At 68.0% G+C, this 12,628-nt stretch carries 12 protein-coding genes, 1 pseudogene and 1 riboswitch; of the genes and pseudogenes, 7 read left to right on the top strand and 6 right to left on the bottom strand.

Going from position 1 to position 12,628, the window contains the following annotated elements; genetic code table 11:
* Nucleotides 1-121: 121 nt before the first annotated feature.
* Nucleotides 122-910 (bottom strand): annotated as a pseudogene (locus G3N98_RS34845) (EamA family transporter); the annotation flags it as partial.
* A 514-nt stretch (nt 911-1,424) separates the two neighbouring features.
* Between G3N98_RS34845 and G3N98_RS34840 the strand changes: the two are divergent.
* Entirely contained in the window at nt 1,425-1,778 is a 354-nt protein-coding gene (locus tag G3N98_RS34840; RefSeq protein WP_089439638.1) for a type II toxin-antitoxin system RelE/ParE family toxin, read from the top strand.
* A complete protein-coding gene (locus G3N98_RS34835) occupies nt 1,775-2,056 on the top strand; it encodes an XRE family transcriptional regulator (protein WP_089439637.1) in 282 nt (93 codons plus the stop codon). The genes G3N98_RS34840 and G3N98_RS34835 overlap by 4 nt, the downstream gene beginning before the upstream one ends.
* 70 nt (nt 2,057-2,126) lie before the next feature.
* Here the strand turns inward: G3N98_RS34835 and G3N98_RS34830 are convergent, their stop codons facing one another.
* From G3N98_RS34830 to G3N98_RS34820, 3 genes are all read right to left on the bottom strand, one after another.
* Nucleotides 2,127-2,915, bottom strand: a complete 789-nt coding sequence (locus tag G3N98_RS34830) for a molybdopterin-dependent oxidoreductase (protein WP_089425873.1) — start codon at nt 2,913-2,915, stop codon at nt 2,127-2,129.
* A gap of 29 nt (nt 2,916-2,944) precedes the next feature.
* Nucleotides 2,945-3,577, bottom strand: coding sequence for a cytochrome b/b6 domain-containing protein (locus G3N98_RS34825; protein WP_089430823.1), 633 nt, complete (start codon nt 3,575-3,577; stop codon nt 2,945-2,947).
* 93 nt (nt 3,578-3,670) lie between these two features.
* Entirely contained in the window at nt 3,671-3,946 is a 276-nt protein-coding gene (locus G3N98_RS34820) for a pentapeptide MXKDX repeat protein (protein ID WP_011351498.1), read from the bottom strand.
* Nucleotides 3,947-4,218: 272 nt separating this feature from the next.
* Nucleotides 4,219-4,335, top strand: a riboswitch (TPP riboswitch).
* A 124-nt stretch (nt 4,336-4,459) separates the two neighbouring features.
* Here G3N98_RS34820 and thiC point away from each other — a divergent pair.
* The 5 genes from thiC to G3N98_RS34795 all read left to right on the top strand — a co-directional run bounded on the left by thiC (nt 4,460) and on the right by G3N98_RS34795 (nt 10,149).
* Nucleotides 4,460-6,391: a phosphomethylpyrimidine synthase ThiC gene (gene thiC, locus G3N98_RS34815; RefSeq protein ID WP_206150675.1), complete on the top strand. Its 1,932-nt coding sequence runs from the start codon at nt 4,460-4,462 to the stop codon at nt 6,389-6,391.
* A gap of 239 nt (nt 6,392-6,630) precedes the next feature.
* Entirely contained in the window at nt 6,631-6,843 is a 213-nt protein-coding gene (locus tag G3N98_RS34810) for a glycine zipper 2TM domain-containing protein (protein ID WP_069247576.1), read from the top strand.
* A gap of 218 nt (nt 6,844-7,061) precedes the next feature.
* Nucleotides 7,062-7,316, top strand: a complete 255-nt coding sequence (locus tag G3N98_RS34805) for a hypothetical protein (RefSeq protein ID WP_089424922.1) — start codon at nt 7,062-7,064, stop codon at nt 7,314-7,316.
* 152 nt (nt 7,317-7,468) lie between these two features.
* Nucleotides 7,469-8,395 carry a DMT family transporter gene (locus G3N98_RS34800; protein ID WP_089472455.1) on the top strand — a complete coding sequence of 309 codons (927 nt, stop codon included), beginning with the start codon at nt 7,469-7,471 and terminating at the stop codon, nt 8,393-8,395.
* A 473-nt stretch (nt 8,396-8,868) separates the two neighbouring features.
* The gene (locus tag G3N98_RS34795) at nt 8,869-10,149 is read left to right on the top strand and encodes an EAL domain-containing protein (protein WP_175239105.1); all 1,281 of its coding nucleotides are present in this window, start codon (nt 8,869-8,871) and stop codon (nt 10,147-10,149) included.
* Nucleotides 10,150-10,206: 57 nt separating this feature from the next.
* Here G3N98_RS34795 and arfB read toward each other — a convergent pair whose 3' ends face one another.
* A complete protein-coding gene (arfB, locus tag G3N98_RS34790) occupies nt 10,207-10,611 on the bottom strand; it encodes an alternative ribosome rescue aminoacyl-tRNA hydrolase ArfB (protein ID WP_039352282.1) in 405 nt (134 codons plus the stop codon).
* Nucleotides 10,608-12,628: AAA family ATPase (locus tag G3N98_RS34785; RefSeq protein ID WP_206150674.1), on the bottom strand; the 2,021-nt coding region annotated here is incomplete at its 5' end. The genes arfB and G3N98_RS34785, both read right to left, overlap by 4 nt.

The raw sequence follows: 12,628 nt of genomic DNA, 5'->3' as shown, positions 1-12,628 counted from the left end.
TGGGAGCGAACGAAGCGTAATGCAGATCGACGGCGGCCTTACGCGGTGCCCGCGATAGTGCTGCCGAGCCCGGCGAGCGCAATCACGAGCAGCGCGCCCGCCGACGACGCCGTGATCCAGCGCTGCTCGCGATGATCGGGCTCGTGTGGCGGATCAGGTAGCCGTACGCGACGTACGCGGCCATCGTGCAGAACACCATCAGATACAGGAACGCGAACACCGGCCCCACCATCAGGTGCTCGACGCGTTCGCCGACCAGCCACGCGACCAGCGTCGAGATCATGCCGCCGAGGCCGATCTGCAGCGACGTGGACAGAAACAGGTCGGACGGCAGCTTGAGCCGCGTCGCGAGATGCGCGCCCCCCGCCCAGAACAGGGCGCCGGCCAGCACGCAGATCGTGCCGAGCGCCGAATTCTGCGCGGCCGCGCCGCCCGAGTTCAGCACGACGATGCCGACCATCCCGAGGGCCACGGCCGACCACTCGCCTTTCGTGACCGGCCGCCCGGCAACTGCGGCGATCACGGTCGCGAACAGCGGCACCGTGGCCACCATCACCGCGGCCGAGCCGCTGCTGACCAGACTGATCCCGAGCGCGATCGTGCCGGACGACAGCGCGACGAGCATCGTGCCGACGATCCCCGCATTGCGGATTTCGAGCAGCGTCGGCCATTCGGGCTTGCGCCGCAGCGCGAAGATGAACAGGCCGATCCCGCCGAGCAGGTTGCGCAGCCCCGACAGCAGCAGCGGCGGGAACGACTGCAGCGCGAAATGCAGGCCGCTGTAGGTCGAACCCCAGACGAAATAGATGAAGACGAGCGCCAGCGCGACGCGGCCGCCGCGGCTTTGCGGCAGGCGGATCCGGAACGAGAAGCGGGCGAAGAAATCGAGGAGGCGGTCGAGCGGCGTCATCGAGCAGCCTGCCCGCACGTCACGCCGCGTGCTCCGCTGAAAGGCGCCGGCGATGCCGGCAAACGGCCCTGGCGGGACCGGGAAGGCAGAGCGAACGTGCGGAACGACATGGCAGTGCGAACGGCGACGAAAGAGAACCGGCAAGCGGCGGCAGAGGGACAAAAAAAACGCGCGCAACCGTTTCGGCTGCGCACGCTCGGCATTATGGCATCAAGGATTCGAAAGCATCGTCGGACCAGTCTGAAAGGATCGCGAATGATGTTTCCGCGCGACATTTCCCGGCCGGCGGGCGGGTGAAATCGGGGGCCGGATACGCGACATGCGTGCGTTGCCACGGTGTCGATCCGACCCGCCATTCACGCCATTCACGCGATCCGTCGCGATCGAGTCAGCCATCGGCCGAACGGCCAGTCCTGCGCGCCAGCCAGCACTTCCCCCTTATCGTGACGGTCGGCTCACGCGCCGCATGCGCTGAACGACCTTCCTTCGACACCTGCACCGTCCATACAAAATTTTGTATAATTCGACCATTCTCCCGCCGAAGCCTGTTGTTTTCGTCGGCAGCGCGCTCGCAGATCTGCGCGGCTTTCCGCTGCCCGCGCGACGCGAAGCCGGCCACCAGATCGACCAGGTACAACGCGGGTTCGCGCCCGACGACTGGAAGCCGATGCGCACCGTCGGCGTCGGCGTGCGGGAAATTCGCCTGCGCGATGCGAGCGGCGCGTTCCGGATCATTTACGTCGCGACGTTCGCCGACGCCGTCTACGTGCTGCACTGCTTCCGCAAGCAAGCGACGCGCACCACCCGAGCCGATATCGAACTGGCCGCCCGGCGCTATCGCGCGCTGACGATGGAGAGGAAACGATGACAACCGACCGTTATTCAAGCGTCTGGGACGCAATCGAGGGCCAGCCGGCCGAAGCCGAGAACATGAAGCTGCGATCCGAGCTGATGATCGCGCTCAAGCAACGCATCGCGCAGCTCGAACTCAGTCAGGCCCAGGCTGCGGAACGACTGGGCGTCACGCAGCCGCGCGTCTCCGACCTGATGCGCGGCAAGATCAACCTGTTCGGGCTCGACGCGCTCGTGAACATGGCGGCGGCCGTCGGCCTGCGCGTCGACCTCCAGGTACGCGAATCCGCGTGACGCGTGACGTGCGATGCCGCGCTGCCCGGCGCATCGCGGGCATGCGCCGCCACCGCGCGCCACGCCCCGCTCACGATCCGCCGAACCAGTTGTACCCCTGGTCGACCCAGTAGCCGCCCGGAAACGTATCGGTCACGAAGATTTCCATGATGTGCTTCGGGTTCTTGTAGCCGAGCTTGGTCGGCATCCGCAGCTTCATCGGGAAACCGAACTCCGGCGGCAGCCGCTGGCCGTCGTAGTCGAACGCGAGCAGCGTCTGCGGATGCAGCGCGGTCGGCATGTCGATACTCTCGTAGTAATCGTCCGCGCACTTGAAGCCGACATACTTCGCCCGCGTGTCGGCGCCGGCGCGAGCGAGAAACGCGCCGAACGGCGTACCGCCCCAGCGGCCGATCGCACTCCACCCTTCCACGCAGATATGCCGCGTGATCTGTTCCGCGTGCGGCAGCGCATACAGTTCGTCGAGCGTCCACACGCGCTTGCCCGTCACGCGGCCGGACAGCACGAGCCGATACGTCGACGCGTCGACGTGCGGCACGTCGTCGATCCCGTAGTACGCGTTGAACGGGAACGGTCGCGTGATGTCGGCTTCGGTGTAGGTCGGCGCGAGCCGCTCGCCACTGAACAGCCAGGCCTGCACGCGGTCGTTCATGCGCGACACCGTCTCGAGGAACGTATTGACCGACGCGTCGTCCTTCAGCGTGCAGCCGGTCAGCATCGTCAGCCCGCCGAGCGTCAGCACGCGCCGGTTGAACAGCCGCCTCGACGGCATCTCGAGCTCGCGGCGCACGTCGAGTTCGAGCGACTTCCGGTCGAGCGTCCAGCGCGAACCGTCGCGCTTGGTTTCGGATTCCGACATGATGATTTCCTTCATCCGAGGTTGACGGGTCAGCGCCCGCGCAGCATCGCGAGCAGCGAGCGCGGCACCAGCAGCGCCATCGCGACGTGCACGGCAATGAATGCGACGAGCAGCGACATCGCCCAGAAGTGCACGACTCGCGCGTTGTCGTAGCCGCCGAACAATTCGCGCAGCAGCGGGAATTGCACGGATTTCCAGATCGTGAGCCCCGACAGCACCAGCACGACGAGATCGACGATCGCGGTCAGGTAGGCGGCGCGCTGCACCGCGTTGTAGACGCTCAGGTCGGCGTGCGACAACCGCCCGCCCAGCGCGGCACGGATGTCGCGCCAGATCGACGCCGGCGTGACGGGCAGCATCTTGCGCGCGAGGCGCCCCGTCGCGATCGACATCGTCAGGTAGAACAGCCCGTTGAAGACGAGCAGCCACATCGCCGCGAAATGCCATTGCAGCGCGCCGCCGAGCCAGCCGCCGATCGTGATCCCGTGCGGGAACGTGAACGGCGGATAGATCGGCGACGCGTCGTAGATGCGCCAGCCGGACAGCACCATCAGGATCGCCGCGAGCGCGTTGAGCCAGTGGCTCGCGCGCACCCACAGCGGATGGATCGGGCGCGCGGGCGGCGTGGCGGCCGCGCGGCCGGTGGCGGGAACGGTTTGCATGATGAAGACTCCCGGAATGAGTCAACGGGACGGGACGCGATGCGGGCGGCCGCCGTGCGACGCACGCGCCGGCCGCGCCGCGTCCGCCTTTCGTCAGTTCGACGGCGCCATCTTGTCGCCCGACGGCTTGCCCATCTCGTCGTGCGACATCGCGTCCTTCTTCATCGCGTCTTTCTTCATCGCATGCTTCTTCATGCCGTCCTTCTTCATCGCGTCATGGCCCATTGCATCCTTGGCCATCGCGTCGTGGCCCATCGCGTCCTTCGACATCGACGAGCCCGGCTGCGACATCGCATCGTTCTGCGCATACGCGCCCGTGGCGATCGTGGCGAAAGCGGCGACGCAAGCGGCAATCAGTACTTTTTTCATGACATCTCTCCAAAACAACATGGGTTTAAGGAGCCGAATAGACGGACGACGTCGCGGGAAATGACAGCCGCTGCGAAAATTTTTTTTGAGGTTGCGCGAAAGCGCGTCATGCTGCACCGCTTTGCCGCGGCCGGCCAAGCCGGGAGGCCATGCGGCAGCGACGCGCGCTGCCATTTCGACGGGCCACCGTGCCGCCCGCCATGCTGCGGCCGCACCGGGGCAGCCGATCCTCTCCCGGTTGAAACCGCCGCCAAGCCAGTGTATCGTGTGCCCTGCTAACGCGGGGGTCCTGCAATGCGCCCGGTCAAACAACCGGCATTGCGGGTGAGAAATACCCTTTGAACCTGATCTGGATAATGCCAGCGCAGGGAAGCGTACGGATTTCGCCGCCATCCTTCTGACGAAATCCGCCGCCTCACCAAGCCTCGTCTCCTGCTTAGCTCGAGCCCCACATACGTCAAGGGCTCCGGGCAAGCGCCGAAGCGCCTGTCCGGCGCTCACACAGGAGATTGCATGAACGCCAATCCGAAGTTTCTGTCCGCCGACGCTCATGTCGATGCCGCGGCCGTCGCCCCGCTGCCGAATTCCCGCAAGGTCTATGTCACCGGCTCCCAGCCCGACATCCGCGTGCCGATGCGTGAAATCACGCAGGCCGACACGCCGACCGGCTTCGGCGGCGAAAAGAATCCGCCGATCTACGTGTACGACACGTCGGGCCCCTACACCGATCCGGACGCGAAGATCGACATTCGCGCGGGCCTGGCCGCGCTGCGTCAGGGCTGGATCGAGGCACGCGGCGACACCGAAGTGCTCAGCGGCCTGTCGAGCCAGTACGGCCTCGAGCGCGCGGCCGACCCGGCCACCGCCGACCTGCGCTTCCCGGGCCTGCACCGCAACCCGCGCCGCGCCCAGGCCGGCAAGAACGTCACGCAGATGCACTACGCGCGCCAGGGCATCATCACGCCGGAAATGGAATACATCGCGATCCGCGAGAACCAGCGCCGCGCCGAGTACCTCGAGAGCCTGAAGGCCAGCGGCCCGAACGGCGCGAAGCTCGCCGCGATGATGGGCCGCCAGCACCCGGGCCAGGCGTTCGGCGCAGCGGCCTTCGGCGCGAATGCGCCGGCCGAGATCACGCCGGAATTCGTGCGCTCGGAAGTGGCGTGCGGCCGCGCGATCATCCCCGCGAACATCAACCACCCGGAATCCGAGCCGATGATCATCGGCCGCAACTTCCTCGTGAAGATCAACGCGAACATCGGCAACTCGGCCGTCACGTCGTCGATCGGCGAGGAAGTCGACAAGATGACGTGGGCGATCCGCTGGGGCGGCGACACGGTGATGGACCTGTCGACCGGCAAGCACATCCATGAAACGCGCGAGTGGATCATCCGCAACAGCCCGGTGCCGATCGGCACGGTGCCGATCTACCAGGCGCTGGAAAAGGTCAACGGCAAGGCCGAGGACCTCACCTGGGAAATCTTCCGCGACACGCTGATCGAACAGGCCGAGCAAGGCGTCGACTACTTCACGATCCATGCGGGCGTGCGCCTGCAATACGTGCCGCTCACCGCGAACCGGATGACCGGCATCGTGTCGCGCGGCGGCTCGATCATGGCGAAGTGGTGCCTCGCGCACCACAAGGAAAGCTTCCTGTACGAACACTTCGAAGAGATCTGCGAGATCATGAAGGCGTACGACGTGAGCTTCTCGCTCGGCGACGGCCTGCGCCCCGGCTCGATCTACGACGCGAACGACGAAGCGCAGCTCGGCGAACTGAAGACGCTCGGCGAACTCACGCAGATCGCGTGGAAGCACGACGTGCAGGTGATGATCGAAGGCCCCGGCCACGTGCCGATGCAACTGATCAAGGAGAACATGGATCTCCAGCTCGACTGGTGCAAGGAAGCGCCGTTCTACACGCTCGGGCCGCTGACCACCGACATCGCACCGGGCTACGACCACATCACGTCCGGCATCGGCGCCGCGATGATCGGCTGGTTCGGCACCGCGATGCTCTGCTACGTGACGCCGAAGGAGCACCTGGGCCTGCCGAACAAGGACGACGTGAAGGAAGGCATCATCACGTACAAGCTCGCCGCGCACGCCGCCGACCTCGCAAAGGGCCACCCGGGCGCGCAGGTGCGCGACAACGCGCTGTCGAAGGCGCGCTTCGAGTTCCGCTGGGAAGACCAGTTCAACATCGGCCTCGATCCGGACAAGGCGCGCGAATTCCACGACGAAACGCTGCCGAAGGATTCGGCGAAGGTCGCGCACTTCTGCTCGATGTGCGGCCCGCACTTCTGCTCGATGAAGATCACGCAGGACGTGCGCGAGTTCGCGGCGCAGCAGGGCGTGTCGGAAACCGAGGCGCTGAAGAAGGGGATGGAAGTGAAGGCGGTCGAGTTCGTCAAGACCGGCGCCGAAATCTATCATCGCCAGTAAGCGAACGCGCGGTCCGGCGATTCCGCCGGATCGCCTCGCCAGGCACGAAGCCCGCTTTCGAGCGGGCTTTTTTTGCGCATGCGATGTGCCTGCCGGCCCATGCGAAACAATTGATTACGAAACCGCGCGAGCCTTAACAAGTCCTTACAGCAGCAGCGCGGGACGGCGCGTAGATTGGGGACATGCGCGGCCGCCAGCCGGTCGCGCGCCTTCCGTTCACTACCACAAGGACAACGATCATGAACTCGATTCGGCGTTTTGGGGTATACGCTCTCCTCGTCGCGACAGTGGCCAGCCTGTCGGCCTGCGATTCGATGTCGCGACGCCAGCGTGATACGGCAATCGGTGCGGGCGTCGGCGGCGTTGCCGGCGCGGCGATCGGCGGCAACGCGCTGTCGACGCTGGGCGGCGCGGCGGCCGGCGGCATCATCGGTAACCAGGTCGGCAAGTAAGCAATCCGACATCGGCCGGCCGGGCGTCGTCGCCCAGCGGCGGGCCGGGCGGTTCAACGGCGTTTCCGCGGGGCGGAAGCGCCGTTTTCGTCTGTCGCACCGCAACAGGCGCGGCCGCCCCCCCGGAAATGATCGGTTACCGTTTCTCATACCGTGTCATCGGGACTCGGCCTAAGCTTCAAGCATCTGCCGATAGCCGGCTCCGCCGGAGACACATCATGAACAGGACCCTCGTCGCCGCGGCGCTTGCCTGCACGACGCTTGCCGGCTGCTATTACCCGTACGGTTACTATCCGGGCGGCTATTACACGGCGGCGCCGGTGCCGGTACAGCCCGCGCCCGTGTATGTCGATCCGGCCCCCGCCTACTACTATCCGGCGCCGGCCTATGCACCCGCATGGGGCGGTTATTGGGGCCCGGCGCTGTCGCTCAATTTCGGGTTCGGCGGACGCGGCGGCTGGCGTCATCACTGACCTGATCGGTCGCGCCGCACGTGGCGGGGCGTCCGCCGCCCGGCGGCAAACGGCCGGAATGGCCGTTTCTTGTCGTTTCATCCGATCGTGAAACGACGGGGCGGTAACGCGGTGTAAGATTCCTCGCATCCCGTCCCCGCCCTCGCCGATCGATGTCGCCCAAGAACGCTTTCCTGCTGACCGTGCTCGCCGCCCTGTGGGGCGCGTCCTTCCTGTTCATCCGAGTCGGCGTGGTCGATTTCGGCGTCGCGCCGCTGATGGCGTTGCGGGTGGGCATCGGCGCGCTGTTTCTCGCCGGCTTCGCGCTGACGCGCTTCAAACCCGCCGATCTCGGCGCCCGGCTGCGCCGTCATGCATGGCCATTGTTCGTCGTCGGCGCACTGAACTCGGGCATTCCGTTCTGCCTGTTCGCGTTCGCCGAACTGACGCTGTCGGCCGGCGTGACGTCGGTGATCAACGCGACGACGCCGCTGTGGGGCGCGCTCGTGGCCTACCTGTGGCTGAAGGACAAGCTGTCGCTGCCGCGCGCGCTCGGCCTCGTGATCGGTTTCGCCGGCGTGCTCACGCTCGTGTGGAACCAGATCGCGAATGCGCACGGCGAAACGGGCGCCGCCGCGACCGCGCTCGCCGCCGCCGCGGCGCTCGGTGCGACGCTGCTGTACGGCATCGCGGCCAACTACACGAAGCGCAAGTTGACCGGCGTCGATCCGCTCGTCAACGCGACCGGCAGCATGATCGGCTCGACGCTCCTGCTGCTGCCGTTCGCGATCGCCACCTGGCCGGCCGCGCCGGTCAGCGCGCACGCGTGGGGCTCGGTGCTCGCGCTGGGCGTCGCCTGCACCGGCATCGCGTATTTCATCTTCTTCCACCTGATCGCGCACATCGGCCCCGCGCGAGCGATTACCGTGACGTTCGTGATTCCCGTGTTCGGCCTGCTGTGGGGCGCGCTGTTCCTCGGCGAACACGTGTCGGCCGTGATGATCGAAGGCTGCGCGATCGTGCTCGTCGGCACCGCGCTCGCGACCGGCGCGATCAAGCGGATTCCCGGGATCCGGCCGCGCAGCGGCGAAGCGACCTGACGATACATTCGGGTGCACGCGCCGCCGTCGTTCCGGCCGTGATGCGTGACGACCGGGCGCGGGCTGTTGATCGCCGCGCCCGCGAATGGTGCCGCGGCGCGACGGCATTCGTCTGACGGCGACCGCCGCTCACTACTTGCCGGCCGCCAGGATTTCCCGCCTCGCCTCGCATGGCATGGCATGCCATGCCATGCCATGCCATGCTGCCGGATTGTCATGTGCGGCGGCGACGCCCGACGCTGCGCGGCGGTCATGCGCGGCGCGCATGCGAGCGGCGCCGGCCGCAGTTCCGTTCCCGCGTGTGTCTGGAGTTTCCCTGATACGCGAGCCGCCGCGTTCCCGTTACACTCCGGACACTTACCCGCAGAAGGCGGCCTCGATGTTCCATGCCCTTTCGCGTCCGCCGGCGCGTGCGACTGCTTCAGCGTGGCGGCGCGCCGTCGTTCTGCCGCTTGGCCCCGGGCACCGTTGACATGAAGCCCGCCCGCGACCTCTCGCTCGACTCCCTGCTCGAACGCCTCACGCCGACGCCCGGCGGCTGGGTCGCCACCTATCGCACCACGACATTGCGCAGCGTGTTCCAGCCCGTGCTGTCGATCACGCACAAGCGGGTCGTCGGCTACGAAGCGCTGCTGCGCGTCGTCGATCCGAACGGCGCACTGATCTCGCCCGCCGCGCTGTTCGACAAGACGCGCGCCGACGCCGACGCGCTGCTGCTCGACCGGCTCGCGCGCTGCCTGCACACGGCCAACTTCGTCGCGCAGGGCATCGGCGACGGCTGGCTGTTCCTGAACGTCAACCCGCGCGTGCTCGACTCGGGCCTCGTGCAGCGCGAATTCGTCGAGGCGCTGTGCCGGCATTTCGCGCTGCCGCCGAACCGCATCGTGCTGGAAGTCGTCGAACAGCCGTCGCGCGACGAAGCCGCGCTCGCCCGCACGATCGACATGATCCAGCATCGCGACTTCCTGATCGCGATCGACGACTTCGGCACGGGATTCTCGAATTTCGACCGCGTGTGGCGCGCGCGCCCCGACATCGTCAAGCTCGATCGCTCGCTCGTCGTCCGCTCGACCGGTTCGGCCGACGATCGCCGCATCATGCATCACCTCGTGTCGATGCTGCATCAGGCCGGTGCGATGGTGCTCGCCGAGGGCGTCGAGAGCGACGACTCGCTGCAGGCGCTGATGGAAGCCGACATCGATTTCGTGCAGGGTTTCCAGTTCGGCCAGCCCGATGCATCGATCGCCCATGCCAGCGCGGCAGCACCCGCGATGCTCGACGCCGCGTGGCAGCGCTTCATCGCGCGCCGGCACACGCCGGTCGTCGCCGAGCAGCCCGGCTTCGACGCGATCGAGCGGCTCGTGCTGTCCGGCGCGGCGGCGTTTTCCGCAAGCGGCAACCTGCAGGACGCCGCGCAGCGCGTGTTCGCGGTGCCGGCCGCGCGCCGCGTGTTCGTCACCGACGAAACCGGCGAGCAGTTCCTGCCGTCGATCGGCGCGCGCGCCGACGACGGCCAGGCGGGCTTCACGCGCCTCTCGCCGCTCTTCCCGGAAACCCACAGCAACTGGTCGCGGCGCCCGTATTTCCAGCGCGCGATCGCCGCGCCCGGACGCGTCGCGCTGATGGGCCCGCACTTCTCGCTGACGGAAGGCCGCGACTGCTATACGGCCGCCGTCGCGATCCGCGCGCAGAACCGGCTGGTCGTGTTCTGCGTCGACTTCGTGCTCGACAGCGCCGGGACCGTGATGCGCTAGCCAGCACGACGGTGGGCAAACGACGCGCGCGCCAGTCGTTCACCCGCCATCGATTCGTCAGTCGATCACCTTCCCTCTCCCCGACTTCACCACGCTGCGGCGCGACTTGTGCTCGAGCCGCCGCTCCTTCGACGCACGCGTCGGCCGCGTGGCGACCCGCGCACGCGGCGTGAATGCAACACCGCTGATCAACGCATCGAGTCGCGCCAGCGCGGCTTCGCGGTTCTTTTCCTGGGTGCGATATTCCTGCGACTTGATCACGACGATGCCGTCGCGCGTGATGCGCTGGTCGGACAGTGCAAGGAGCCGCTCCTTGATGACGGGCGGCAACGACGACGCGCGGATATCGAAGCGCAGGTGGATCGCGCTCGACACCTTGTTCACGTTCTGCCCGCCCGCGCCCTGCGCGCGCACGGCCGTCCATTCGACTTCGGCCGGATCGAGCGTATAGCGGATCATCATCGCGAAGCCTCCGCGCGGCGCCGTGCCAGCGCCTCGTCGACGCGTGCCGCGAGCCCCGAATCGCGCTGCGTACGCGTCGCGACCGCCTGCGCCAGCACGCGCCGCGGCCCGATCACCTGCACACGTGTGCGGGCACGCGTGACGGCCGTATAGACGAGCTCACGCGTGAGCACGCGGCCGAACGATGCCGGCAGCACGAGCGCGGCTTCGTCGAATTCCGAGCCCTGCGACTTGTGGACCGTCAGCGCGAACGCGGTTTCGTGCGGCGGCAGCGCGGCCGGAGACACCGCACGCGCGGTGCCGTCCGCGCGCCTGAACCACACGCGCAGCACGCCGTGCGCGTCGGGCAGCCCAATGCCGATATCGCCGTTGAACAGCCCGAGCGCATAGTCGTTGCGCGTCACCATGATCGGCCGCCCCGTGAACCAGTGCGCGCCGACCGCCAGCGGCACCCGCGCCGCGTGGCGCACGTGCGCGGCCACGAGCGCATTGACGTGCTCCGCGCCGCGCAGGCCGCTGCGGGTCGCGCACAGGATCCGGAACCGGTTGAGCGCGTCGAACAGCGGCAGCGGATCGGGCACCGGCGCGGCCAGCGCGTCGCGCAACGCGTCGAGGTAAGCGCCGAAGCGCCGCGCGAGCCGCTCGACTGTCGACGACGCGAGCGACTCGCCCGCATCGTCGTGGAATGACGCGGCGGCCGAATCGTCGGCGGGCAGCGCGTCGAGCGCGGCCTGCACGTCGCCGCTGCGGATCGCGAGCGACAGCCGCCCGATCGGTGAATCGAGACCGAAGCGGTAATTGCGTTCGAGCCAGACCACGCAGTCGGCGAGCGGTGCGGGTGCGGGTGCGGCCGACGCGGTGGCGGTTTCGTCCGGCAATATCGAAGTGATCGACGCAAGCGCCGCGTCGCCCGCGTCGAACGGCGGCAGCTCGACGGTGTCGAGCCACGCAAGTTCGTCGACCTCGATCCACGCGGGGGCTTCGCCCGCCGCGCCAGCCTCACCAGGCTCACCGGTTCCGGTCAGCACCGGACCAGCAGCCGGCGGCGGCTCGACGCTGGACGGCGAACTGTCGTCATCCTGCGGTTCGTCGTCGAAAAGCGATGCCTGTCGCACGTCGACTTTCCGTCGCGACGCTGGTTTGCGCGCAGCGGCCGCGGCAGGCGCCGGCGCCCGGGCCGCGGCGGAAACCGGATCTGCAGCCGGAATCGCCGCGGTCGCGGCTTCGTCCCGCACCGGCAGCGCCGCGACGAATGCCGCCTCGTCGATGCCGAGCGCCTGCGCGATGCGCGTGCGCGCCGCGGCGGTAAACGCCGGCCGCGCGCTCAACTCTGCAAACACGGCGCCCGCCTCGACCGCGGCCAGTTGGTCCTTGTCGCCGAGCAGCACGAGCCGCGCACCCGGCGCGAGCGCATCGAGCAGATGCGCGGCGAGCGCGACGTCGATCATCGACGCCTCGTCGACGACGATCAGATCGTACGGCAGCGGATTGTCGCGATGATGCCGGAACCCGGCCGCCCCGCCGCCGCCCAGCAGCCGGTGCAGCGTGTATGACGTATCCGGCAGGCGCGCCGCGAGTTCGGGCGGCAGGTCGCCGGCCCGTGCATGCAGCGCTTCCTGCATCCGCTGCGCGGCCTTGCCGGTCGGCGCGGCCAGCGCGACGCGCAGCCCCGGATGCGCGTCGAGCAGACAGGCCAGCACGCCGACGACGGTCGTCGTCTTGCCCGTGCCCGGGCCGCCGCTGACGATCGTCACGCGGCCCGTCAGCGCGACGATCGCCGCGACGCGCTGCCAGTCGACTTCGCCGGTTGCCGGCCCGAAGTAACGCGCGAGGCTGTCGCGCAACCGGTCGGGTGCGAGACCGTCGTCCGGTGCGGCCACACCGGCCTGCGCGACGAGCGCATTGGCAAGCCGCCGCTCATAGTCGAAATAGCGCGACAGGTACAGGTGATCGTGGCGGTCGACGATCAGCGGCCGCTCGTCGCCGCGTGCGAGCGTGCCGAACGCAACCACGCCGA

It is taken from the genome of Burkholderia sp. Tr-20390 (assembly GCF_017104595.1).
In the GTDB taxonomy this organism is placed as follows: Bacteria; Pseudomonadota; Gammaproteobacteria; order Burkholderiales; family Burkholderiaceae; genus Burkholderia.
The sequence above is the reverse complement of the archived record's forward strand: the minus strand, read 5'-3'. Positions and strand labels throughout refer to the sequence as shown.

Excerpts from the sequence above, each read along its gene's own strand:
- G3N98_RS34835 (WP_089439637.1), top strand. The coding sequence starts at position 1,775 with ATGACAACCGACCGTTATTCAAGCGTCTGGGACGCAATCGAGGGCCAG.
- G3N98_RS34830 (WP_089425873.1), bottom strand. The coding sequence starts at position 2,915 with ATGTCGGAATCCGAAACCAAGCGCGACGGTTCGCGCTGGACGCTCGAC.
- G3N98_RS34825 (WP_089430823.1), bottom strand. The coding sequence starts at position 3,577 with ATGCAAACCGTTCCCGCCACCGGCCGCGCGGCCGCCACGCCGCCCGCG.
- G3N98_RS34820 (WP_011351498.1), bottom strand. The coding sequence starts at position 3,946 with ATGAAAAAAGTACTGATTGCCGCTTGCGTCGCCGCTTTCGCCACGATC.
- thiC (WP_206150675.1), top strand. The coding sequence starts at position 4,460 with ATGAACGCCAATCCGAAGTTTCTGTCCGCCGACGCTCATGTCGATGCC.
- G3N98_RS34810 (WP_069247576.1), top strand. The coding sequence starts at position 6,631 with ATGAACTCGATTCGGCGTTTTGGGGTATACGCTCTCCTCGTCGCGACA.
- G3N98_RS34805 (WP_089424922.1), top strand. The coding sequence starts at position 7,062 with ATGAACAGGACCCTCGTCGCCGCGGCGCTTGCCTGCACGACGCTTGCC.
- G3N98_RS34800 (WP_089472455.1), top strand. The coding sequence starts at position 7,469 with ATGTCGCCCAAGAACGCTTTCCTGCTGACCGTGCTCGCCGCCCTGTGG.
- G3N98_RS34795 (WP_175239105.1), top strand. The coding sequence starts at position 8,869 with ATGAAGCCCGCCCGCGACCTCTCGCTCGACTCCCTGCTCGAACGCCTC.
- arfB (WP_039352282.1), bottom strand. The coding sequence starts at position 10,611 with ATGATGATCCGCTATACGCTCGATCCGGCCGAAGTCGAATGGACGGCC.